Annotated in this window: 26 protein-coding genes; 14 read left to right on the forward strand and 12 right to left on the reverse strand. The window is 65.3% G+C overall.

The window, feature by feature from the left end; genetic code table 11:
* Positions 1-90: 90 nt before the first annotated feature.
* The 8 genes from Q2M23_RS39425 (at position 91) to Q2M23_RS39460 (ending at position 4,456) form a co-directional block, all read left to right on the forward strand.
* Positions 91-345, forward strand: coding sequence for a hypothetical protein (locus Q2M23_RS39425; protein ID WP_168856399.1), 255 nt, complete (start codon positions 91-93; stop codon positions 343-345).
* Between the two features lie 245 nt (positions 346-590).
* Entirely contained in the window at positions 591-1,439 is an 849-nt protein-coding gene (locus Q2M23_RS39430; protein ID WP_168856398.1) for a hypothetical protein, read from the forward strand.
* A 33-nt stretch (positions 1,440-1,472) separates the two neighbouring features.
* Positions 1,473-1,694, forward strand: coding sequence for a hypothetical protein (locus tag Q2M23_RS39435; protein ID WP_050385371.1), 222 nt, complete (start codon positions 1,473-1,475; stop codon positions 1,692-1,694).
* A gap of 5 nt (positions 1,695-1,699) precedes the next feature.
* Positions 1,700-2,143: a hypothetical protein gene (locus tag Q2M23_RS39440; RefSeq protein WP_233475468.1), complete on the forward strand. Its 444-nt coding sequence runs from the start codon at positions 1,700-1,702 to the stop codon at positions 2,141-2,143.
* Positions 2,144-2,238: 95 nt separating this feature from the next.
* Entirely contained in the window at positions 2,239-2,751 is a 513-nt protein-coding gene (locus Q2M23_RS39445) for a hypothetical protein (protein ID WP_168856396.1), read from the forward strand.
* 2 nt (positions 2,752-2,753) lie between these two features.
* Positions 2,754-3,839 (forward strand): YihY/virulence factor BrkB family protein, encoded by a 1,086-nt coding sequence (locus Q2M23_RS39450; RefSeq protein WP_168856395.1) that lies wholly within the window; start codon positions 2,754-2,756, stop codon positions 3,837-3,839.
* A 53-nt stretch (positions 3,840-3,892) separates the two neighbouring features.
* Positions 3,893-4,117 (forward strand): hypothetical protein, encoded by a 225-nt coding sequence (locus tag Q2M23_RS39455; protein ID WP_028331984.1) that lies wholly within the window; start codon positions 3,893-3,895, stop codon positions 4,115-4,117.
* Positions 4,118-4,126: 9 nt separating this feature from the next.
* Complete coding sequence (locus tag Q2M23_RS39460; protein ID WP_316398948.1) at positions 4,127-4,456, forward strand: four-helix bundle copper-binding protein; 330 nt, start codon at positions 4,127-4,129, stop codon at positions 4,454-4,456.
* A gap of 192 nt (positions 4,457-4,648) precedes the next feature.
* Here Q2M23_RS39460 and Q2M23_RS39465 read toward each other — a convergent pair whose 3' ends face one another.
* From Q2M23_RS39465 to Q2M23_RS39485, 5 genes are all read right to left on the reverse strand, one after another.
* Positions 4,649-5,080 (reverse strand): CBS domain-containing protein, encoded by a 432-nt coding sequence (locus Q2M23_RS39465; RefSeq protein WP_316398949.1) that lies wholly within the window; start codon positions 5,078-5,080, stop codon positions 4,649-4,651.
* Between the two features lie 128 nt (positions 5,081-5,208).
* Positions 5,209-5,385, reverse strand: a complete 177-nt coding sequence (locus tag Q2M23_RS39470; RefSeq protein ID WP_158074202.1) for a hypothetical protein — start codon at positions 5,383-5,385, stop codon at positions 5,209-5,211.
* A gap of 64 nt (positions 5,386-5,449) precedes the next feature.
* Positions 5,450-6,202 carry a DUF72 domain-containing protein gene (locus Q2M23_RS39475; RefSeq protein WP_316398950.1) on the reverse strand — a complete coding sequence of 251 codons (753 nt, stop codon included), beginning with the start codon at positions 6,200-6,202 and terminating at the stop codon, positions 5,450-5,452.
* A 33-nt stretch (positions 6,203-6,235) separates the two neighbouring features.
* Positions 6,236-7,483 (reverse strand): DUF763 domain-containing protein, encoded by a 1,248-nt coding sequence (locus Q2M23_RS39480; protein WP_168856393.1) that lies wholly within the window; start codon positions 7,481-7,483, stop codon positions 6,236-6,238.
* A gap of 88 nt (positions 7,484-7,571) precedes the next feature.
* Positions 7,572-8,060, reverse strand: a complete 489-nt coding sequence (locus Q2M23_RS39485) for a ferritin-like domain-containing protein (RefSeq protein WP_028344048.1) — start codon at positions 8,058-8,060, stop codon at positions 7,572-7,574.
* Between the two features lie 238 nt (positions 8,061-8,298).
* On the opposite strand from Q2M23_RS39485, the gene Q2M23_RS39490 reads away from it, so the two are divergent.
* From Q2M23_RS39490 to Q2M23_RS39510, 5 genes are all read left to right on the forward strand, one after another.
* Positions 8,299-8,502 carry a CsbD family protein gene (locus tag Q2M23_RS39490; RefSeq protein WP_028331989.1) on the forward strand — a complete coding sequence of 68 codons (204 nt, stop codon included), beginning with the start codon at positions 8,299-8,301 and terminating at the stop codon, positions 8,500-8,502.
* A gap of 101 nt (positions 8,503-8,603) precedes the next feature.
* Complete coding sequence (locus Q2M23_RS39495; protein WP_316398951.1) at positions 8,604-9,212, forward strand: cysteine hydrolase; 609 nt, start codon at positions 8,604-8,606, stop codon at positions 9,210-9,212.
* Between the two features lie 559 nt (positions 9,213-9,771).
* Entirely contained in the window at positions 9,772-10,791 is a 1,020-nt protein-coding gene (locus Q2M23_RS39500; protein ID WP_316398952.1) for a TRAP transporter substrate-binding protein, read from the forward strand.
* A gap of 23 nt (positions 10,792-10,814) precedes the next feature.
* Positions 10,815-12,701 carry a TRAP transporter large permease subunit gene (locus tag Q2M23_RS39505; protein ID WP_076828829.1) on the forward strand — a complete coding sequence of 629 codons (1,887 nt, stop codon included), beginning with the start codon at positions 10,815-10,817 and terminating at the stop codon, positions 12,699-12,701.
* A gap of 25 nt (positions 12,702-12,726) precedes the next feature.
* The gene (locus Q2M23_RS39510) at positions 12,727-14,376 is read left to right on the forward strand and encodes an acyl-CoA synthetase (protein WP_310884697.1); all 1,650 of its coding nucleotides are present in this window, start codon (positions 12,727-12,729) and stop codon (positions 14,374-14,376) included.
* Between the two features lie 4 nt (positions 14,377-14,380).
* Here the strand turns inward: Q2M23_RS39510 and Q2M23_RS39515 are convergent, their stop codons facing one another.
* From Q2M23_RS39515 to Q2M23_RS39540, 6 genes are all read right to left on the reverse strand, one after another.
* Complete coding sequence (locus tag Q2M23_RS39515) at positions 14,381-15,187, reverse strand: MBL fold metallo-hydrolase (protein WP_057018661.1); 807 nt, start codon at positions 15,185-15,187, stop codon at positions 14,381-14,383.
* On the reverse strand, positions 15,184-15,975 hold the full coding sequence (locus Q2M23_RS39520; RefSeq protein ID WP_316398961.1) for a TatD family hydrolase: 792 nt from the start codon (positions 15,973-15,975) through the stop codon (positions 15,184-15,186). The genes Q2M23_RS39515 and Q2M23_RS39520 overlap by 4 nt, the downstream gene beginning before the upstream one ends.
* Before the next feature lie 14 nt (positions 15,976-15,989).
* On the reverse strand, positions 15,990-17,984 hold the full coding sequence (gene metG, locus Q2M23_RS39525; protein ID WP_316398953.1) for a methionine--tRNA ligase: 1,995 nt from the start codon (positions 17,982-17,984) through the stop codon (positions 15,990-15,992).
* Between the two features lie 87 nt (positions 17,985-18,071).
* Complete coding sequence (locus Q2M23_RS39530) at positions 18,072-19,112, reverse strand: DNA polymerase III subunit delta' (protein ID WP_316398954.1); 1,041 nt, start codon at positions 19,110-19,112, stop codon at positions 18,072-18,074.
* Positions 19,109-19,795, reverse strand: coding sequence for a dTMP kinase (gene tmk / locus Q2M23_RS39535; RefSeq protein ID WP_316398955.1), 687 nt, complete (start codon positions 19,793-19,795; stop codon positions 19,109-19,111). The genes Q2M23_RS39530 and tmk overlap by 4 nt, the downstream gene beginning before the upstream one ends.
* Before the next feature lies 1 nt (position 19,796).
* Positions 19,797-20,951 carry a D-alanyl-D-alanine carboxypeptidase family protein gene (locus Q2M23_RS39540; protein WP_410469826.1) on the reverse strand — a complete coding sequence of 385 codons (1,155 nt, stop codon included), beginning with the start codon at positions 20,949-20,951 and terminating at the stop codon, positions 19,797-19,799.
* 267 nt (positions 20,952-21,218) lie between these two features.
* Here Q2M23_RS39540 and Q2M23_RS39545 point away from each other — a divergent pair, with 267 nt between their 5' ends.
* Positions 21,219-22,154 carry an alpha/beta fold hydrolase gene (locus Q2M23_RS39545; RefSeq protein ID WP_168856387.1) on the forward strand — a complete coding sequence of 312 codons (936 nt, stop codon included), beginning with the start codon at positions 21,219-21,221 and terminating at the stop codon, positions 22,152-22,154.
* Positions 22,155-22,187: 33 nt separating this feature from the next.
* Here Q2M23_RS39545 and Q2M23_RS39550 read toward each other — a convergent pair whose 3' ends face one another.
* Complete coding sequence (locus Q2M23_RS39550) at positions 22,188-23,120, reverse strand: septal ring lytic transglycosylase RlpA family protein (RefSeq protein ID WP_080666931.1); 933 nt, start codon at positions 23,118-23,120, stop codon at positions 22,188-22,190.
* Positions 23,121-23,325: the final 205 nt, after the last annotated feature.

Consider the following 23,325-nt stretch of genomic DNA (forward strand, 5'->3'; position numbering starts at 1 on the left):
CCTCGACCACGTTGAATCTCCCTTAATATGCGATTCTCAACCCTCCAGATCGCGGCTTTCTGACTCAGTAAGACTAGAAAGGAGGATGCCATGACGAAGCTTACTTACGCTCTTGCCGCGGTTGCGGCACTCTCGATAGCGGCACCGACCGTTGCGAGCGCGCAGGGTGTGGGCATCTATGTCGGCGGGGACCACGGCTACTACAGCGATCGATATTATGGTGGTCCGCGCGTCGACGTATACCGGCATGACCGGGGCTGGCACCACGGCTGGTACAACCATCATCGCGACTACTACCGCGACCGCGGCTTCGTGATCCGTGGTCATGACTGGGACGACGACTAACGGTGTTGGTCGCACGTCGCGATCAGCAGATCGCGACGACCAATGAGGGCCTCGCTTCGGCGGGGCCCTTTTTATTGGCCTGCCGCATCGCGCCGGTCCGTCCGCGTAGGAACCTTGGCTTCTCCACCAGATTGTCAGGACGGGAAGGACGGAGGAGGTTTTCATGAACCAGTTGATTTATCTGGTCGGACTGATCGTGGTCATTTTGGCGATATTGTCGTTCTTCGGGCTGCGGTAGGCGCGTAATGGATAACGAGCGAGGGCTTGCCGTGTCCGCCGCCAACAGGACCGGGCTTCGGCTGCAATGGAGTCCGGTCATCGCCGGCGCGCTGGCTGCGGCGGCGCTGTCGGTGATCCTGATCGGCTTCGGCGCGGCGGTCGGGTTGGGTGTCAGTTCAAGCTCGCCGTCATGGCGCGACGCATCAGCCGCGCTCGCGTTGCTGTCGGGGCTGTATCTGATCCTGCAGGCATTGGTGAGCTTCGGCGTCGGCGGCTACATCGCCGGCCGGGCCCAGCGCGTGATCGGCGCGACGCCATCCGACGAGATCGACAGCCGCGACGGGCTTCACGGCCTGACCGCCTGGGCGCTCGCCGTCATCCTCGGTGCTACGATCGTCGCGCTGGTTGGCCTGTCAACCGCGCGTCCGGTGGTTCAGAACCGGCCATCTGCGACGGCCGCGGAGCCGCTGCTGAGCGCCGAGCTCGACCGCCTGTACCGGTCAGTGCGGCGTCCGGCCAATCTCGATATCGGCTATGAGCGGGCAGAGGCCGGTCGCATCCTGCTGACGAGCTCCAGCCGCAGTGGCGTCAGCTCCGACGATCGCAGCTATCTGATCCAGCAGGTGGCGGCCGCGACCGGTCTGCCTGCTGCGGAGGCGGAGAAACGCGTCGACAGCGTGATGGGCGATGCCAGGACCGCCATCCAGCGGTCGCGACGCAGCGCAGTGATCTTGGCTTTCTCGGTTGCGGCGGCGTTGCTGTTCGGTGCGGTCGCCGCGTGGGCCGCGGCCGGCGCGGGTGGCCGTCACCGCGACGGCGCCGCGCTGCCGGAGTGGATGGGCGGCAGGCCGACGACGGCCGTGCCGATTGTCTGATGCAGTTGTGAATGTCCTTCAAGGGAGACGATGATGGCAACGATCTTGGTGATGGACCACTCCGGCGACACGAGACAGCAGTTCGACCCCGACAACAGTGAGCAGCTGGCCTGGGCGAATGCTCGCTTCACCCAGCTCACGTCGGACGGCTACACCGCCGCAATCCGGCAAGCGACCGGAGAGGCGAAGTTGGTCCGCGCGCTCGATCCGACCGCCGAGGAAACCCTGTTCTATCCGAGGCTGGTCGGCGGCTGACGCCAATGCTCGCCCGTCTGCGCGAGATGTCCCTGCGGTCCGTGCTCCGGCGCGCCGCCGGCACGCTGGGTGCGACGCTGGCCGCGATCTGGGATCGCTGGCAGGCCTATGAGCGAATTGAGGCGCGCGGACTTGCGCTGCTGTCCGCGTGGCTGTCACCCGAGCAGCGGGCGCAGTTCGAAAAGTATAAGCGCTTCGACGTCATCGGCTCGGACTCCGGCAAGCGATACCGGATTTGCTACGGCACCTCGACCAACGTCTATGAGATGGACGGCGGCGATCGTATCGTGCTGGGCTGGTGCTTCCGGCCCGTCGGCGCGCTGGCGGCGGGCGACGTGATGCTTGCCCAGAAGATCGCGCTCGAAACCGACGAGCGCGGGACGCTCATGGTCGCGAAGCCATTCCCGAGCTCCATGCCGCCACGCGCAAATCTCCCTCCGGTCAGTTAGCGCTCGGTTCGCGCTGTCCCGCATGGCGCAAACTGTTGCGCGTTGCCGGGGAGGAACGTCGATCTTCCCGCCGGGTTGTCGGATGCCGACTTGCAATGGACCTCGTCATGCGCGTCAACACGTCGTCTTCGCTGAGCCTGATCTTCCGCTCCTACCTTGCGGACTTGCGACAATGGATGACGCGCCTCGTGACCGGCTACGCATTTGCGTGCAGCTTCATGCTGGCGGGTGCGGTCTCGCTTCTGATCGCGACCGGGATCGGGGTTGGCGCGGCTTTCCACGCCCTTGAAATGCATTACGGCATCTGGATCGCATATGCCGCGATCGGCGGCGCCTTTGTCCTCCTCGGGATCCTGGGGCTCGTCATGGGCCGCGTGCTGCTCGCGCGTCCTGCGCCGGCCGTGCCGCGCCCGGGCCGACAGGCCGACATGCTCAAGCGCGCGATCGCAGTGCCCGTCGCCGCGCGGCTGATCGCCACCACGCGGACGGGAGCAGGGGCGAGCGTAGATCCCACCACCCGCGCACTGGCCGCCGGAGCTGCAATCATGCTTGTCGGCTGGTTTGCTGCATCGCGCGCCCGGCGTCAGCGCGATGCGATCCAGGACTAGCGATGGGTACGCTGCGCAATTGGCCGAACGACCTGATGCTCGCCGGTGCAACGGCTCTGGCGACGTTGGCGATCGCTCGCCAGCTGTCCCGATCGGAGCGGCCGTCCGCTCGGGAGCAGGGCGTCGAACCCGCGCTGGCCGAAACGCAAGATCGTGGACGGCTCGCCGACACGCCGCTCGAGATTCCGACTGCCGGCTGGAAGGACATTCTGCTGCGCACCTATCAGCAGATCGACGAGGACCGTCTGCTGGCAACCGCGGCCGGCGTCGTGTTCTATGGCCTGCTCGCGATCTTCCCGGCGATCACCGCGCTGGTCTCGAGCTACGGCCTGTTCGCCGATCCGTCCACGATCTCATCGAACCTGCAGAGCCTGGCGCTGATGCTGCCGGAAGGCTCGTTTGCGATCGTCCAGGACCAGATCGCGCGCGTGCTCGCGAAGGGGACCTCGACGCTCGGCCTGACCTTTGCCGCCGGCCTGCTGATCGCGATCTGGAGCGCCAATGCCGGCATGAAGGCGATCTTCGATGCGCTCAACGTCGTCTATGACGAGAAGGAAAAGCGCAGCTTCGTCAAACTGAATCTGATGTCCCTCTCGTTCACGATCGCCGGGCTGATTTCCATCATGCTGATGGTCGGAGCGGTGGTCGTCGTCCCGCTTCTGCTACAGCAGGTCGGACTGGGCACGACCGCCGAGCTCGTCATCCGGTTCGGACGGTGGCCGATCCTGGTGCTCCTGCTCCTCACCGCGCTCGCGGTGCTGTACCGCTATGGTCCGAGCCGAACCAGGCCGCGCTGGCAGTGGCTCAGCGTCGGCGCCGTCGCAGCGGCCGTGCTGTGGCTGGCCGGTTCGGTGCTGCTCTCCTGGTATCTGGCGAACTTCGGCGATTACAACGCGACCTATGGCTCGCTGGGGGCGGCCATCGGTCTGATGACGTGGATGTGGATGTCCGCCATCATCGTGCTGTGCGGGGCAGAGCTGAATTCGGAGATCGAGCATCAGACCATGCTCGATTCGACCGAGGGCCGCCGCAAGCCGCTCGGAGCGCGTGGCGCAACCATGGCCGACACGGTCGGCAGGGCGTCTTAGCCGGCGCAGACCCCGCAGCAGCGCACCCGGCAATGAGCATAGGAACCAACGGCATGACCCGCGCTTATGCCAAAATGGTTGAGATCAACGTGCTGGAAAAACCGATCGAGCGGATCAAGCAAACCTGCGAGCTGATGGGCATCGCGGACAGGTTCGACCGCGCGCTTCCCGAACTCGAGACCTTCCTCGAAGCCGAGATCGCGCAGGGCGAAGTCCGCGAGTCGAAGCTGACCCTTGATGGACTTTGCTACCTGCGCCAGCTGCTGGCGCAGGCGTGAGGTATCGACATGGCATTCTCTGAGGAAATGAACCGATGCGTCGAGACCTGTCTGTCCTGCTATAGGACCTGCCTCGGCACGGCCATGAACCATTGTCTCGTCACCGGCGGCAAGCATGTCGAGCCGGCGCATTTCCGATTGATGATGGCTTGTGCGGAAATGTGCCGGACGGCGGCCCATTTCATGCTGATCAACACCCCGCACCACAAGCACACCTGCCGGGAATGCGCGGAGATCTGTGGTGAATGCGCCGAGGATTGCGAGCGCGTCGCCGGCATGGACGAATGCGTGGCGATGTGCCGTGCGTGCGCGGAATCCTGCCGCAAGATGGCGGCCTGACGGCGCGAGCTCCCCGTTCGGTCAATCGGAGCTGACGTAATGGGCGCGCCAGAGCAGCGCCGTGACGATCAGGGCGATGACCCCGGCGGCAATCACGATCCACGGTACATAGTCGGCCATTGGCGCACCTGACGCTCCGCTTCGCGAGCCGGGCCTTTGCGAGCCAGGGCCGCGAAGCGGAGCCGTGTAAGTCTAGAGTTGCGCGTGTTGGGTGGTCGGGCGTGAGGTCTGGCTGAGCGCCATGCCCGTACCATCGCTGGCCTGGATCAGGGCGATATCCCCGAGGGCGATGATTCCGACCAGGCGCTTGTCCCGGCTCAGCACCGGCAGGCGCCGAACCTGGATCGCACCCATGTTCTGCGCGATGTCGTCGAGCTCCTGATCCTCGAAACAATACTTCACCTCGGCCGTCATGGCGTCGCCGACCCGCGAGTCGGGGCCGCGCCCCATTCCGATGCCGCGAAGCGCGATCTCGCGGTCCGTGATCATGCCGACCAGGCGCTCGCTATCGGTAACCGGCAGCAGGCCGACGCCAAGCGCTGCCATCGCTTCTGCAGCATCGCGGAGCGTATCGTCGGGGGTGCACAGCTGGACGTCAGGTGTCATCGCGTCGCAAACCTTCATGATAGCCTCTCCATTTGGCTGGTTGCGTCAACGGCCTAACGATGCCGCCCGGAACGGCGTTCCTAACAAGGCGAGGCGGATGGCAATGTTGGTCCAGGTCGGATGAAGCGGCATGTCCCGCTCCGTGCCTAGGCTACGCCGGGATAGGTCGCCGACTTCAGCAGGCGTGCAGGATGTGCCGCGTTGGCCGCAAGCATGGTGGTGGTCTGCACAGTCTTGTCGTAGGGCTTTTTGAGGTCCTTGTAGTGGGTCGGGGAGGGATCCTTGCCCCGCTTCAGCGTGTAGTTCAGCGCAATGGCTTTCAACGATCGGATGGCATCGCGTCGGCTCGTCTCTTTGGCAGCCAATGCAGGCTGGAACCGTTCGTTCCTATTGCGAACGCCGCCGAGGAACGGTGGCGCCGAGTAGCGCGCAAAGCCGTTTGGCATCCGCCGGCGCTGCGCTCTTCTGGTCGTTGTCGAAATAGACATAGATGTCGCATCCCTGCCGCTTCCAGCCGCGGATGCGTTTGGCCCAGTCGGAAAGCTCGGCCGGCTTGTAGTGCCCGCGATATCGGCCGCCCGGGCCGTGGCCGCGGACGTAGACGAAATCCGCGGTCCGTTTCCACGGCGCCGGCGCGTCGTGGTGATCGGAAATGCAGAGCGCGATATTGCGATCCGCCAGCAGCTTCAGGATATGCGGCTCGTACCAGCTGGGGTGGCGGAATTCGAACGCATAGCGCCGCCGCCGCTTCAACAGCTTCAGGAACGAGGCTAGCCGATCGGCATCGATCGTGAAGTTCGGCGGCAGCTGAAACAGGACCGGGCCGGCCTTGTTGCGCAGCAACGACAGACGCTCTTCCAGCAATTGGAGACTGTTGACCGAGTTCGCGGAGAGGCGCTTCCAGTGCGTGATGAATTTCGACGCCTTCCAGGCGAAGACGAAATCCGCATCGGTCGCATCGCGCCAGCCTGTCACCGCCTGTTCGGTCGGCGTGCGGTAGAAGACGCCGTTCAGCTCAGTCGTCGGAAACTGCGTCGCGTAGTAGTCGAGTTGCCGCTTGAGCGGCAAGCCCTTGGGAAAGAACGGACCGCGCCAGGACGAATAGTGCCAGCCGGAGGTGCCAATCAATACGAGCGCCATGCGATGGTCCAAGCGGTGGATCAAGCCTTCGCTTTAAGGCTTGGTGATCCCGTCGCGCTCGGCAAGGTCGGCTTCCCAACCGAACACCGAGCGGCCGTCGAGCGAAGGAGAACGGGCCCGCTCGTTCGCGACAAACGCCTCGAAGGAGGGGCCGGTGGCGGTTCGTTCCAATCTGCGGGCCTGATCGTCGAGCCGCTTCAGCGCCTGCATCTCCTCATCGCGGCCGAGCTTTGCCTGCTGCACGGCCGACTTCAGCACGCGGATGGTCTCGTCATAGACCTTGATCGGCACCGGGAAGGGATGACGGTCCTTGCCGCCATGGGCGAGCGAGAAGCGCGCCGGGTCGCGGAAGCGATAGGGCGTCCCGTGAACGACCTCGGCGACCATCGCGAGCGACTGCACCGTGCGGGCGCCGACGCCGGGCGTCAGCAGCAGCTCGGGAAAATCCAGCGGCCCGCGATCGGCAGCCGCGGCCAGGGTGCCGTGCAGGCGGCGCACGAACACGTCGCTCGAGCGCACGTCGTGATGCGCGGGCATGATCAGGTGGAGGAGATCCGGTTGCGCGGTCGCGCTCTCCGTCAGCTCGGCATATTCGCGCGTGATGCCGTCCGGCCCCAGCGCAGCGAGCAGATCGAGCTGCGCCTGGCGCGAGCCTTCGGCGCGGTGATCGGTGAGATTGACGATCTCGCCCTGCGTCGGGCCGTCGATCGCGCTGTGCGGCTCGTCGACGAAGCTACGCAGGCCTTCGGAGTGCCAGTGATAGCGGCGGGCCTGCCGCTTGTCGCCGTTCATGCCTTGCTGGACGACGGTCCATTTGCCGTCGTCGGTGACGAAGAAACCATGCAGGTAGAGCTCGAATCCGTCCTGCACCGCGGCGCTGTCGACCTTGGCCACCAGCCGGCTCGCGCGGGTTAGGGCGGCACCGTCGAATCCGACGCGGTCGCCGAGGGCGGACAGTTCATCGGGCGTGCGGCGCGAGTGCTTGCCGCGCCCGCCGCAGACGTGGATTCCGAGCTCGCCCTGCAGCGGCGCCAGACCTCGCTTCAGCGCACCGATGACGCTGGTGGTGATGCCGGACGAGTGCCAGTCCATGCCCATCACGGCGCCGAACGACTGGAACCAGAACGGATGCGACAGTCGCTGCAAAAAGGCATCGCGGCCGTAATGGTGGACGACGGCCTGCGTGATGATGCCACCCAGCGTCGCCATGCGCGCCGCCAGCCATGGCGGCACGCGGCCGCCATGGAGCGGAAGATCGGCGCTGCCGGTGCGTCGGGCCATCGGGCTCCCAGATTGCTGAATCGGCGTCCAATCTACCAGCAAATGCGAGCATGTGTACAAAGCGGACGTCGCTTCATCGCGCGTCTGGTCAGGCGGCTTCGGCGTTGATGCCGCTGACGGCAAGCTTGGTGAGCGCTTCATCCGTCTTCTTTTCCTCGGCCAGGGTCTGGTCGATGAGCTTGACCGCATCCTTCATGCTGAGCCGGTTGGCCCAAGCCTTCAAGGTGCCGTAGCGGGCGATCTCGTAATGTTCGACCGCCTGGGCTGCCGAGAGCAGGCCCGCGTCGAGCGCCGGCGTGTCGGCATACTCCTCCATGATCTCCTTACCCTCGTCGATGATCCCCTCGATGGCGTCGCACTTCTTGCCGCGCGCCGGCTTGCCCATCAGGTCGAAGATCTGCTCGAGCCGCTCGATCTGTCCTTCGGTCTCGTCATGATGCTTCTCGAACGCCGCACGCAGATCGTCGGACTCGGCGGCCTTGGCCATCCGCGGCAACGCCTTCAGTATCTGCTTTTCCGCGTAATAAATGTCCTTGAGGGTATCGAGGAAGAGGGCGCTGAGATCCTTGTCCGGCATTGGTCGCTCCGTGTGTTGGGTGAATAGTCCGGAGTGCCAACACGAGTGCGGAAAGCAAGTTCCTATCCTTGATCGATGCGTGGCAAAGCGCCTCGTCGGCCGTCGCACATTCGAGCGGGTCACGATGGAGCTTGGTCGGATTGCGAAGTCTGGATTGCGAAGTCTTGCCGCAACGTGCCTTCGGAACGAAGCCTCGGCCGGCCCGTTGGTCGGTCTCATCGTTCAAGGGAGAACCGCAATGGATTGGAATCGTGTCGAAGGCAACTGGAAGCAGGTCAAGGGCAAGGTCAAGGAGCAGTGGGGCAAGCTCACCGATGACGATCTCGATGTGATCGACGGCAAGCAGGACCAGCTCGAGGGCCGTCTGCAGCAGCGCTACGGCTATGCCAAGGATCAAGCCGCCAAGGAAGTGAACGACTGGTACGGCCGCCAGAAATGGTGAACGGGACCGCGTTCCGGGCCCCGCTTCGGCGGGGCCTTTCGCGGCCTGGGCGGCTGAGCTTGCGTGTGACGGCATCCGGTCGGCGCGCGCAGGAGTGAGCGATGGGACAGCTTCTGAGCCCGCCAGGTCCGCGCGCGGCGCACCTTTGCATCGATATGCAGCGGCTGTTCGAGCCCGGAGCGCCCTGGGCGACGCCCTGGATGGACCGCGTGCTGCCGCGCATCATCGAGCTGGCACGGCATGCGCCTGAACGTACCGTGTTCACCCGCTTCATTCCGCCGCGCTCGAAGCACGACGCGCGAGGGATTTGGCGGGCTTATTATGAGAAATGGGAATGCGTGACCCGCGAGCGGCTCGATCCGGAGTTGATCGAGCTCGTGCCGGCGCTCGCCGCCTGTGTGCCGCCGGCCGCCATCGTCGACCGGCCGATCTACAACGCGTTCGGCAACGGGCGCCTGCAAGCTCATCTGGATGCGCATGGGATCGATACGGTGATCGTGTCGGGCGGCGAGACCGACGTGTGCGTGCTCGCCACCGTGCTGGCCGCGATCGATATCGGCTACCGGGTGATCGTGGCCGAGGACGCCTTGTGCAGCTCTTCCGATCAAAGCCATGACGCGCTGCTGCAGCTCTATGCCGAACGCTTCAGCATCCAGATCGAGGTGGCATCCACGGCCGATATCCTCCGGATGTGGACCCTCGACGACTGAAGCGACAACGGGCCGAAACGAGGTACCGGTATCAGGGCAATCGGAGCAGGGGTGGCAATACCTACTTCCTGGGGCTGAGCTGACGCTGGCGATGCGTAGCTGCGAGGCAGGCGTGCCGGCTCATCGCTCAACCGCTGGAAGGTAGGACTGGGCCGTCGATCTGTCAGACGGAGCCAAGGTTCCTGATTCTCGGCGTCACGGCGAAGGTGAGCGGAGCTATGGGATAGCTGCCGGTGATCGTAGCCACGCCCATATCCATAATTCGCATAAGGTATATTATGGAATATTTATATCTACAATTAGATCAGATATTTAGTGGGAAATCTTCGCACTGGTCCGCAAGTTGGCGTGTGTGCTGATGTGTCCTGAACGGTCGCCTAGCCGGTGCTGGTGCCGCAGCGATGCACGCGCGCGCATCTCGTCTGAAAGCCGATATTGCCGCCGCGTACGGACGCTGCAATAAGCCCCAGCTGTGCAGAGATCGCTGGTGACCCCGCGGCATCAGGTCCGTATAGGATGGCATCTCAGAACAACAACAAGCCTCTTGAGGGAGCAACCAATGAGCTTTTCACGACGCACGCTGCTGAAGGTTTCCGCCGCTTCCGCCGCCCTCGGCGGGATCGGCGCGCCCTATGTCGCGCGCGCCCAGTCGGCCGAATTCTCTTACAAGTTCGCCAACAACCTGCCGGAGTCGCATCCGTTCGTGGCGCGCGCCCGGGAGATGGCCGCGGCGATTAAGACCGAGACCAACGGCCGGTTTGACCTGCAGGTGTTCCCGAACAGCCAGCTCGGTTCCGATACCGACATGCTGAGCCAGGTGCGCTCCGGCGGCGTCGAGTTCTTCACGCTGTCCGGCCTGATCCTGGCAACCCTGGTGCCGGCCGCCTCGATCAACGGCATCGGCTTCGCATTCCCGGACTATCCCACGGTCTGGAAGGCCATGGACGGCGAGCTCGGCGCCTATGTGCGCGGCGAGATCAACAAGGCCGGCCTCGAGGTCATGGAGAAGATCTGGGACAACGGCTTCCGGCAGACCACATCGTCGACCAAGCCGATCACCGGTCCCGACGACCTCAAGGGCTTCAAGATCCGCGTGCCGGTGTCGCCGCTGTGGACCTCGATGTTCAAGGCGTTCGATGCATCGCCCGCCTCGATCAATTTCAGCGAGGTCTATTCGGCGCTGCAGACCAAGATCGTCGAAGGCCAGGAAAACCCGCTGGCGCTGATCTCGGCGGCGAAGCTCTACGAGGTGCAGAAATACTGCTCGATGACCAACCACATGTGGGACGGCTTCTGGTTCCTGATGAACCGCCGGGCCTGGGCGGCGCTGCCGGACGATATCAAGACCATCGTCGCCAAGAACGTCAACGCGGCGGCCGTCAAGGAGCGTGAGGACACCGAGAAGCTGAACGCCACCGTGAAGCAGGAGCTCACGGGCAAGGGGCTCGTCTTCAACCAGCCCGAGGTCGGGCCGTTCCGCGACAAGCTCCGCGCCGCCGGCTTCTACGCCGAGTGGAAGGGCAAGTACGGCGAGAAGGCCTGGGATCTGCTCGAGAAGTCCGTCGGCAAACTGTCCTGATCGATCAAAGCAGGAGGCTTGCCATGGCTCATGTCGAGATGACGCCGGCCGTGGCCGGCGAGGCGGCGTCGCAGCCCCCTCGCCGCCGCTCCGTTCTCGGTTCCATCGACGCGGCGCTCGGAATGCTGGTGGAAATCCCGGCGGCGATCCTTGTCGTCGCCGAGGTCGTGATTCTGTTCGCCGGCGTGGTGTCGCGCTACGTGCTCCATGCGCCGCTGATCTGGTCCGACGAACTGGCGTCGATCCTGTTCCTGTGGCTCGCGATGCTCGGCTCGGCAGTTGCGTTCCGCCGCGGCGAGCACATGCGGATGACGGCGCTGGTCGCAAGCGCGGGACCGCGGCTCTGGGCCTATCTCGATGTGATCGCGACCTGCGCCGCGCTGGCGTTCCTGATCCTGATCGTGCGGCCGGCCTATGAATATGCCTACGAGGAAAGCTTCATCACCACGCCGGCGCTGCAGATATCCAACACCTGGCGCGCGGCGGCGCTGCCGGTCGGCACCTGCCTGATGGCGCTGTTCGCGCTGCTGCGGCTGGCGCGGGTCGGCGATTTCAGGACCTTCCTGCTGGCCGCGCTGACCGTAGCTGCGCTGATCGGGCTGTTCTGGCTGGCACAGCCGATGCTGCGGCCGCTCGGCAATCTCAACCTGATCATCTTCTTCGTCGGCGTGGTCGGCTTCTGCGTGTTCGCCGGCGTGCCGATCGGCTTTGCCTTCGGCATGGCGATCTTCGGCTATCTGGCGCTGACGACCCGAACGCCGCTGATGGTACTGGTCGGCCGGATGGACGAGGGCATGAGCCATCTGATCCTGCTGTCGGTGCCGCTGTTCGTCTTCCTCGGTCTCCTGATCGAGATGACCGGCATGGCGCGGGCCATGGTGGCGTTCCTGGCGAGCCTGCTCGGCCATGTCCGCGGCGGCCTGCATTACGTGCTGGTCGGCGCCATGTATCTGGTCTCCGGCATCTCCGGATCGAAGGCCGCCGACATGGCCGCGGTCGCGCCCGTGCTGTTCCCGGAGATGAAGCAGCGCGGCGCCAAGCCGGGCGATCTGGTCGCCCTGCTCGCCGCCACCGGCGCGCAGACCGAAACCATTCCGCCGAGCCTCGTGCTGATCACGATCGGCTCGGTGACCGGCGTCTCGATCTCGGCGCTGTTCACCGGCGGCCTGCTGCCCGGCGTGGTGCTGGCGATCACGCTGTCGGGGCTGGTGTGGTGGCGCTACCGCGGCGAAGACCGCAGCCACGTCCAGCGCGCCACCGGCAGCGAGATCGGCAAGGCGTTGGTGTTCGCCCTGCCCGCATTGGCCCTGCCCTTCGTGATCCGCTACGCCGTGGTCGAAGGCATCGCCACCGCCACCGAAGTGTCGACCATCGGCATCGTCTACGCCTTCGTCATCGGCCTCTTGATCTACCGCCAGTTCAACTGGCGACGTCTGTTGCCGATGCTGATCGACACGGCATGCCTGTCGGGGGCGATCCTGTTCATCATCGGTACCGCGACCGGCATGGCCTGGGGCCTGACCCAGTCCGGCTTCTCGCGGGCGCTGGCGGCGGCGATGACCGGGCTGCCGGGCGGTTCAGCGACCTTCATTGCGGTCTCGATCCTGGCCTTCGTGATCCTCGGCAGCGTGCTCGAGGGCATCCCGGCGATCGTGCTGTTCGGGCCGCTGCTGTTTCCGATTGCGCACCAGGTCGGCGTCCACGAGGTGCACTACGCCATGATCATCATCCTGGCGATGGGCATCGGGCTGTTCGCGCCGCCGTTCGGGGTCGGCTATTATGCCGCCTGCGCCATCGGGCGCGTCGATCCGGCCGAGGGTATCCGGCCGATCTGGGGTTACATGCTGGCGCTGTTGATCGGCCTGATCATCGTCGCCATCTTCCCCTGGATATCGATCGGTTTCCTGTAAAGCACCTTGCGGATGGGATAGAGCCATGAGTGCAGCTCAGAACCAGTACTCGATCGGGTTGGACAAGACGCCGGCCAACTACGTGCCGCTCTCGCCGCTGAGCTTCCTGGCGCGGTCGGCCGCCGTCTATCCCGACCATCTCAGCGCGGTCTATGAGGGCCGCAGCTTCACCTGGAAAGAGACCTACGAGCGCTGCAGGCGCTTTGCGTCCTATCTCGCGGGCCGTGGCATCGGCCATGGCGACACGGTCGCGGCGATGCTGCCGAACATCCCGGCGATGAACGAATTGCACTTCGCGGTGCCGATGACCGGCGCGGTGCTCAACGCGCTCAACATCCGCCTCGACGCGGCATCGATCGCGTTCCAGCTCGAGCATGGCGGCGCAAAGATCATTCTGGTCGATCCCGAATTCTCCGGCGTGATCGCGGAGGCCCTGACCCTGATGAAGGGCGCAAAGCCGTTCGTGATCGACGTCGATGACGCGGCCTTTGGCGGCGGCAAGCGGATCGGCGAGATCGAGTATGAGGCAGCCGTCGCGGCGGGCGATCCCGGCTTCGTGGAACGGCCGCCGGCCGACGAATGGGACGCGATCGCGCTGAGCTATACGTCGGGCACGACGGGCAATCCCAAGGGCGTCGTGACGCATCACCGCGGCGCCTATCTCAACGCGGTCAGCAACATCCTCGCCGGCAATCTCGGCCAGCATCCGGTCTATCTCTGGACGCTGCCGATGTTTCATTGCAACGGCTGGTGCTTCCCCTGGACGATCGCGGCGGCCGCCGGCGTCAATGTCTGCCTGCGCAAGGTCGACCCGGCCAAGATCTTCGAACTGATCCCGAGGCACGGCGTCACCCACATGTGCGGCGCGCCGATCGTCTACAACACGCTGATCAACGCGCCCGATGCGCCAAAGGGTGGCAAGGCAAAGCCCGTCGTCGGCCTGATCGCCGGCGCGGCGCCGCCGGTTGCGGTGCTCGAGGGTGGCGAGCGCATCGGCATCAAGCTGACCCACGTCTACGGGCTGACCGAGGTCTATGGCCCCGCCTCCGTCTGCGCCGAGCAGCCGGGCTGGGACGAGCTGTCGGCTGATGCGCGCGCGCAGCTGAAGCGGCGCCAGGGCGTGTCCTATCCGCTGCAGGAAGGCGTCACGGTGCTCGATCCCGAGACCATGCGCGAGGTGCCGCGCGACGGCGAGACCATCGGCGAGGTCATGTTCCGCGGCAACATCGTGATGAAGGGTTACCTGAAGAACGCGACGGCGACGCAGGAAGCCTTTGCCGGCGGCTGGTTTCACACCGGCGATCTCGGCGTGCTCGACGAGCACGGCTACGTCATCATCAAGGACCGCTCCAAGGACATCATCATCTCCGGCGGCGAGAACGTCTCCTCCGTCGAGGTCGAGGACATCCTCTACAAGCACCCGGCCGTGCTGTTTGCGGCAGTCGTGGCCAAGCCCGACCCGAAATGGGGTGAAGTGCCCTGTGCCTTCATCGAGCTGAAGGACGGCGCCAAGGCGACCGAGGCCGAGATCATCGCCTATTGCCGCGAGCACATGTCGGGGTTCAAGACGCCGAAATCCGTGGTGTTCGGCGTGATCCCGAAGACCTCGACCGGCAAGATCCAGAAATTCCTGCTGCGCAACCAGGTCGGATCCGCCAAGGCGATCTCGGCCTGAGTCTTCAGCCTGCCCGGTCGAGCGTCAGCCGCATGCCGTCATGGGCCGGGATGACGTCGGCCGGCAAACTCTGCCGCAGCACCTCGTAGTCGAGGTCGGAATGCATGTTGGTGATGACCGCGCGCTTCGGCTTGAAGCGCTCGATCCACGACAGCGCGTCCGCAACGCTGAAATGGCTGGGATGCTGCGCATAGCGCAAGCCGTCGACGATCCAGAGATCGAGACCTTCGAGCGCCGGCCAGCTTTCCTGGGGGATGTCGTGCAGATCGGGCGTGTAGGCGGCGCCGCCGATGCGGTAGCCGAGCGCCGGGATCTTGCCATGATGCACCAGGAAGGCCGCGAGCTTCAGCGGACCGCCCTTCCCCTGGACCGTATGGCTCTCGCCGGCCTCGATCGAATGCCGCGTCAGGATCGGCGGATAGTCGCTCCCTTCCGGCGAGATGAAGCAATAGGAGAACCGCGCCATCATGTCCTTGGCGGTCGACTGGTTGAAGTAGACCGGGATGCGGCGGCGCTGATGCAGCACGACCGAGCGCAAATCGTCGATGCCGTGGGTCTGGTCGGCATGCTCATGCGTCAGGAACACCGCGTCGATGTGCTCGACATTGCTGTCGATCAGCTGCTCGCGCAGATCGGGCGAAGTGTCGATCACGACCCGCGTGGTGCCGTGCTCCATGGTGCGCTCGGCCATGATCGAGCAGCGGCGGCGGCGGTTCTTGGGATTGCTGGGGTCGCAGGCGCCCCAGCCGAGTGCCGGGCGCGGCACGCCGGCGGACGAGCCGCAGCCCAGAATGGTCAGTGTCAGCGTCATGCAGCAACCTTCGGCGCCGGCACCTTGGAGAACAGCCGGAAAAAGTTTTCGGTGGTCTGCCGCGAGATCTCCTCCAGGGAGACGCCGCGGGTTTCCGCGAGCACCCTGGCGACCTCGACGACATAGGAAGGCTCGTTGCGCTTGCCGCGGAATTTGCCGGGCGCAAGATATGGCGCGTCGGTCTCGACCATGATGCGGTCGGCCGGCAGCTCGGCTGCCAGGGCCCGCAGCGCGTCGGACTTCTTGAAGGTCAGGATGCCCGTGAACGAGATCGACAGCCCAAGCGCGATCGCCTTCGTCGCGAGTTCGCGCCCGCCGGTGTAGCAATGCAGAACCGCCTTGAACGGGCCCTTCGCGACCTCGTCCTCCAGGATGCGGCCGCAATCCTCATCGGCCTCCCTGGTATGGATGACGAGCGGCAGGCCGGTCTCGCGCGCCGCGGCGATGTGCGCGCGAAAGCCGCGCTCCTGCGCCTCGCGCGACCCGTGCTCGTAGAAATAGTCGAGCCCCGCCTCGCCGAGCGCCACGACCTTCGGATGCTTCGTCAGCTCGATCAGTTCGCTGGCCGGGATGCCGTCCTCTTCATCGGCATGATGCGGATGGGTGCCGACCGAGCAGTAGACGTCGGGAAAGCGCTCCGTGATCGCGAGCAGACCGCCGAGCCCTCTCACCCGGGTCGAGATCGTGACCATACGGCCAATGCCGGCCGCCTCGGCGCGCCCGACGATCCCGTCGAGATCGTCGGCGAAATCAGGGAAATCGAGATGGCAATGACTGTCGACCAGCATGAATTTCGAACCGCTCACTCGGTCTTCGGTTCCACATAGCGCGGGAAGACGCCGACAGGCGCCGGCAAAACCGTACCCGGCTTGATCCGTTCGGCGACCGCGGCAAAGCTGCGCGCGTCAGCAGCGATACCGAGGCTGTCGAGCATCTTGCCGCAGGACTCCGGCATCACGGCCTGCGCCATGATCGCGATCTGGCGCACGACTTCGGCGGTGACATACAGCACCGTCTTCTGGCGCGCGGGATCAGTCTTCGCCAGCGCCCACGGCGCCTCGCCGGCAAAATAGCGGTTGGCCTCGGCGACCACGGCCCAGACCGTGTTGAGCCATTGATGGATCTGCTGCGTCGCCATCGCGGTCCGCGACGTCTCCAGCATGGCGTCGGCCTGCGCCAGAATCGCCTTGTCGTTGTCGCTGAATTCGCCGGGCTCCGGCAGCACGCCGCCGAGTTGTTTGGCGATCATCGACAGCGAGCGCTGCGCCAGATTGCCGAAATCATTGGCGAGGTCGGCGTTGATACGCGCGACGATGGCCTCGTGGTTGTAGTTGCCGTCCTGGCCGAACGGCACTTCGCGCAGAAAGAAGTAGCGCATCTGGTCGACGCCGTACTGCTCGGCGAGATTGAAGGGGTCGACCACGTTGCCGACCGACTTCGACATCTTCTCGCCCCTGTTGAACAGGAAGCCGTGTGCATAGACCCGCTTCTGCACGGGAATGCCTGCCGACATCAGGAAGGCCGGCCAGTACACGGCGTGGAAGCGGATGATGTCCTTGCCGATGATGTGCACGTCGGCCGGCCAGTAGCGCCAATGCTTGTCGTTCTCATCGGGATAGCCGACGCCGGTGATGTAGTTGGTCAGCGCGTCGACCCAGACATACATCACGTGCTCGGGATCGTCCGGGACCTTGACGCCCCAGTCGAACGTGGTGCGCGAGATCGAGAGGTCCTTGAGCCCGCCGCGCACGAAACTCATCACCTCGTTGCGGCGCGAATCCGGGCCGATGAAATCGGGCTGACTCTCATAAAGGTGCAGCAGCTTGTCCTGGTAGGCCGACAGCTTGAAGAAATAGCTCTTCTCCTCGACCCATTCGACCGGCGTGCCCTGCGGGCCGCGGCGGACATTGTCCTCGCCGACGACGGTCTCTTCCTCGGCGTAATAGGCCTCGTCGCGCACCGAGTACCAGCCGGCATAGGTGTCGATATAGATGTCGCCATTGTCCTGCATGCGGCGCCAGATCTCTTGCACCGACTTGTGGTGAGCAGGCTCCGAGGTGCGGATGAAGCGGTCGAACGAGACGTTGAGCCGCTCGTCCATCTCTTTGAACCGCGCGGCGTTGCGGGTCGCGAGATCGAACGGCGTCATGCCCTCGCCGGCCGCGGTCTGGATCATCTTCTGTCCGTGCTCGTCGGTGCCGGTCAGGAAGAATACGTCCTTGCCGTCGAGCCGCTGGAAGCGCGCCAATGCGTCGGTCGCGATCGCCTCATAGGCGTGGCCGATATGCGGCTGCCCGTTCGGATAGGCGATCGCGGTCGTGATGTAGAAGACGTTGCCGCGGTCCGCGGCGGGCACCGGAACGGAAGCGGCCGCAGGAGCCACCGCCGCGGGTTTGGGCTGCTTCGGCGCGCGAACCTTTGCCGGTCTCTGCGCCTTCTCGGTAACGGGAGCCATCGGCGGAGCGGGCTTCTTTGCCGCCGGTGCGGCGGCGGCTGCGGCTGCTTTCTTCGGCGCAGCCTTGGTGGCCTTCGCAGCAGCCTTCTTGGCCGTGCTCTTGGCCGTCTGCTTCGCAGCCTTCTTGACGGCCTTTTTGACGACCTTCTTTGCCGCCGATTTCCTGGCGCCCTTGGCTCCGGTCTTGGATTTGGACTTGGCGGCCTTCTTCGCTTTCTTGGCGACGCGCCCGGCCTTCTTGGCTGCGCGCGCCTTCGCCGTTGCTTTGCTGGTCGCGCGAGCGGGCGATGCCTTCTTCGTCTTCTTGGCTTTTTTCGACGATTTCTTCTTAGCGGTCGCCACCACGGAATCCTTTGCAGATCGAAACGAGATTGTCGGGAGTGTTGTCAGACGGATGTGTTTTCAGCAGATGCGTTTAAGACGCGGTGTCTATCGGGTCGCATCCGCGAGCATCGAAAACACCGAGAAAACCAGCGGCTTGCGCTCCAGATTGTAGGCTTCGGTATCGCGCGCGGCGCGGACGATCTTTTCCCATACCTCCGCCAGCCGTGCAAGGCGCGGCAGATTGGCATTGGCATCGCCCGTGCGCATGCGCTCGCTCATCCAGCGATCGATGCCGTCGATGAAGGCGGCGAGCGCGACGCGGTCGCTGGTGCCGAGCGCTTCGCCCAGCGCATGCAGCTCACGCGGATCGACACTCGGAAGCGTCGCGAGCAGCGCGGCCGTGCGTTGCTGCAGTTTCAGCGCATCGCCGCCGAGCAGCGACAGCGCCCGCCCGACGCTGCCTTCGGATGCTGCGGCGGCTTCCGCCAGCGCGGGATCGTCGGCTTCGATATCGGTTGCAGCCGCGGCCGCGCGCACCACATCGTCCGTCTCCAGCGGCCGCAGCAGCAACTTGCGGCAGCGGGACAGAATGGTCGGCAGCACCCGTGACGGTGCGTGGCTGACCAGGAGGAACAGCGATTGCTGGGGCGGCTCCTCGAGAATCTTCAGCAGCGCGTTCGCGGCGTTGGGATTGAGCTCGTCGACGGTGTCGACGATGCAGACGCGCCAGCCGTCGACCGCAGCGGTCGAGCCGAAGAACGAGATGGTCTCGCGCGTCTCGTCGACCGTGATGACGGTCCGCATCACGCCGCGATCGTTGAGGCCGCGCTCCAGCACCAGCAGCCCGCCATGAGCGCCTGCCGCGACCTGCCGCGCCAAGGGGTCGGCCGGATCGACCAGCAGCGTCGGCGCCTGCTGCACCTGGGACGATTTCGGATTGCGAAACGCCAGCACGAACCGCGCCATGCGGTAGGCTAGCGTCGCCTTGCCGATGCCCTGCGCCCCGCCGATCAGCCAGGCGTGCGGAATTCGTCCGCTGCGATAGGCATCGAGCAAGGCGGTCTCCGCCTCGCGATGCCCGAATAAATCCGGCGTTTCGCGCGGATGGCGGGCGGCGCTCTCCTGTTCGACCTTGCGCGCGCTCATGCGATGCTGTCCGCCGCAAGCGTTGCGCGCAGATGTTCGCGCAGCGCGGTCCATATCCTGGCCGTGACCGTGTCCGGATCGGCCGTAGCGTCGATCAGCACGCAGCGCTCCGGATCTTCGGCCGCGATCCGGCGGTACGCGTCACGCAAATCCTGATGGAACTTGATGCCTTCGGCTTCGAAGCGATCGGCCGTAGCGGTGCCGCGGCGCGCGGCGGCGCGTTGCAGTCCGACCTCGACCGGCACATCGAGGATGAAGGTCAGATCGGGCTTGAGATCGCCGATGGTCACGCGCTGCATGGCGTTGACGAGTTCGGGCGACACCTGCCCGAGCTGGCCCTGATAGGCACGCGTGGAATCGAAGAAGCGATCGCACAGCACCCAGATGCCCTGATTGAGCGCCGGCAGAATCACGGTGCGGACATGGTCGTCGCGCGCAGCGGCAAACAGCAGCGTCTCGGCCTCCGGCCCGAGCAGCTTGCCCATCCCCGACAGCACGAGGTGACGGATGATCTCCGCCCCCGGTGAGCCGCCCGGCTCGCGGGTCACGATCGCGCGCAGCTTGGCGGCATCGAGCCGTTCGGCGAGCTTGCGGATCTGGGTCGATTTGCCCGACCCCTCGCCGCCCTCAAAGGTGATGAAGCGACCGCGCAAGCTCGGCCATTGGACTGCTGCTTCCGCCATGTCAGAGCTTCTCGACCCCTGCGCGGAACATGCCGATGACCAGCTCCTGGGCGCCATCGAGCGCGCGACGCATCGTCGATCCGGTGCCGACCGCGTCCGCTGCGAAGACCGGAGCCTCCATCGCGACATTGGCGCCGCGCCACACCCGCACCACCCCGATCTTCTGGCCGGCGGTGATCGGCGCCTTGACCGGGCCGCTATAGATGATGCGCGCGAGCAGCTTGTCGTTGCCGTTCTTCGACACCATCACCTTGATCGGATCGGGGCTGACGAGCTTGACCGAGCGGCTCTCGCCGCCGAACACCCGTGCGTAGCCGACCGGCTGGTTGGCCGCGATCAGGGTCCGGGTCTCGAAGCTGCGGAACCCCCATTCCAGCATCTTCTTGGCTTCGGTCGCGCGGTCCTCGGAATCCTCGAGGCCATTGACCACGACGATCAGCCGCGTGTCGTTCTGCACCGCCGAGCCGACCATGCCGTAGCCGCCTTCCTTGGTGTAGCCGGTCTTCAAGCCGTCGGCACCGGGCAACGCGTTCAGCAGCGGATTGCGGTTCTGCTGGCGGATCTTGTTCCAGGTGAATTCCTTCTCGCCGAACAGCTTGTACCGGTCCGGGTAGGTCAGGATGATGTGGCGCGCCAGCGTTGCGAGCTCCCGCACCGTCATCTTGTTGGCCGGGTCGGGCAGCCCGTTGGAATTGCCGAAGGTCGACTTGGTCATGCCGAGCTCGCGGGCGCGCTTGGTCATGACGTCGGTCGCAAAGCTATGCTCGTTGCCGGCAATGCCTTCGGCGAGCGCGATGCAGGCATCGTTGCCGCTCGGGATGATCGCGCCATGCAGGAGATCGTCGACCGAGACCTTGCTGTTGATCGCCGCGAACATCGTCGAGGTGCCGGACGGCGCCCCGCCCCGCCGCCAGGCGTTCTCGCTGATCCGGTACTCGTCCGTGAGCTTGACGTCGCCCTTCTTGATGGCGTCGAACACCACCTCGGCCGTCATCAGCTTCATCATGCTGGAGGGCGCGCGGAGCTCGTCGGCATTCTTCTCGAACAGCACGCTGCCGCTACTGGCCTCGACCAGGATCGCGGTCGGCGCATCGCCGTCGAACCCGCCCTCTTCCTTCTTGGCGCCCTGGACGCTGTTGTTGGCGGCATAGACCATTCCGCCGAAACCGATCGCCAGCGCGACCGCGGCCGCGACCAGGCCGCGCCAGCAACGCCCGGCGCGAGCTGACAACGTGCGGGGAACTGCGGTCTGGGCTGCCATCGGCGATGTCCTGAGAGACTGCGTTCTAACAGCTGGAAGTATCGCAAACAACTGAGGTTTCTGCGCTTGTGCACGGCCGGCCGGATTGCCGGTTGCGTTGAACGTCCCTATCCTTGGAACCAGCTAACGTCAGCAGAACCGGCAAACAAGGCGGAAACGCGAATGTCATCCTCCCGCACCATCTCCGCCAACGGCATCGACATGTTCGTGCGCGAGGCCGGGCAAGGCCCGCTGGTCGTGCTCTGCCATGGCTGGCCGGAACTGTCCTATTCATGGCGGCACCAGATCGCGGCGCTGGCCGCGGCAGGCTTTCGGGTCGTCGCGCCTGACATGCGCGGCTTCGGCCGCACCGGCGCGCCGGCCGAGGTCGGCGCCTACACGATCTTCGATACGGTCGGAGACATGGTGGCGCTGGTTGCCGCGCTCGGCGAGACCCGCGCGATGATCGTCGGCCATGACTGGGGCGCGCCGGTGGCCTGGCACGCGGCCCTGTTCCGTCCCGACATCTTCACGAAAGTCGCCGGCCTCAGCGTGCCGCCGCCGTTCCGCGGCCGCGGTCGCCCGCTCGAGACCCTGCGCGACAGCGGCATCACCAATTTCTATTGGCAGTACTTCCAGCCGCCCGGCGTGGCCGAGGCCGAGTTCGAGCGCGACATCGCCCACACCATGCGCCTGGTGCTCGGGCGTGGCGTCTCCGATCCAAGCTCGATGTTCGTCGACGAGGCCAAGGGTTTCCTCGGCAAGCTGCCGGCCGGAATGCCATTGCCGGCCTGGCTGACCGAGGCCGACATTGCCGAATTCGCCGAAGGCTATCAGCAATCCGGCTTCCGCGGCGGCCTCAACTGGTACCGCAATCTCGACCGCAACTGGGAGCTGACCGCGCCCTGGCAGGACGCGCAGATCCATCAGCCGTCGCTGTTCATCGCCGGCTCGAATGATTCGGTGATCACCGGGCTGATCGGCGCCAAGCGGGTCGCGGACATGGAGCGCGTGCTGCCGAACCTCAAGCAGAAGCTGATCATCGAGGGCGCCGGCCACTGGATCCAGCAGGAGCGTCCCGACGAGGTCAACGCGGCGCTGATCGCGTTTCTGAAGTGATCAGGCCAACAGCCTGATCTGTAAACGCATGGCTCAGTAGAGCCCGCGCCCGCTCAGGACTTCGGCCGGTCCGCGCGCGTCGATCGGGACATAGGCGGCCGCCGGGCTCGGGCTTGCGGCGTAGCGCGCGTCGCCCTCATAGGAGACTTCGCGCGGATTGTTCAGGGCGCGGCGGTGTGACCGGCTCGAGGCCGACATTTCCGAGGTGGCGCTCACCGAGGCGTAGTCGGCCTGGGTGTTGCCGAGGCTGTAGGGCCGCCCCTCAGGCAACGGAACGTCGCCACGGACCCGGCCCGAGGAGGACGACATCTCCGGCACGAACGGCCGTGCGGAGGCGACGCGGACCATCGACGGGGACGGCGCTGGAGTACCGGTGCGCAAGGTCGCCATCAGCTGGCGGTCGTCGGACCCCTCGAGCGGCGCCCGGCCGACATATTCGACGCGGACGCGCGCCACGCCATTGCCTTTGAATTCAAGCAGTTCTGCGGCTTTGTTCGAGACGTCTATGAGGCGATTGCCGTGGTACGGGCCGCGGTCATTGACCCGAACGACGAGCGATCGGCCATTGCTCAGATTGGTGACGCGGGCGTAGCTCGGCATCGGCAAGGTCGGATGGGCGGCGGTGAGCGAGCCCATGTCGAACACCTCGCCATTGGCGGTCAGGCGGCCATGGAAATCGTCGCCGTACCAGGACGCCATGCCCTCGGCGCGGTAGTTCTCGTTTTCCTCCGGCACATAGGTGCGGCCGGCAACAACGTACGGCTTGCCGATGCGATAGGTGCCGCCGCCTTTCGGCACGGGATCACCCAGCGCCACCACGCGCGGGCTCGACGACACCCCGTATTTGGGGTCGACCCGGCTGGCGAACTTGTTCGAGGAGGCACAATTGGCGAGGACGAGGCACGTCGCCACCGCAACGGCGCCGCGCGCCGTCCGGATCATCGAATCTGGCCGTCTAATCCCCATCTGCCCCAAGTACCATTCTGCCGGACCTGCGCCCACTCCGAGGCGTCGAAGTCCCTTGCCGTCGCTGTGCGGCCCACCTCCGCACCAGAGCGTGACGATATCGCAACCGGAACACGGCGGAAATGGGGAGAGCCGGCGGGCGGTGGCGTCTTGGTGAATGGTCTGTTGCGCCTCCTCCGTCGTTCTACTGACCTTCGCCCCCGCC

Source organism: Bradyrhizobium sp. 33ap4 (genome assembly GCF_032654765.1).
In the GTDB taxonomy this organism is placed as follows: Bacteria; Pseudomonadota; Alphaproteobacteria; order Rhizobiales; family Xanthobacteraceae; genus Bradyrhizobium; species Bradyrhizobium australafricanum.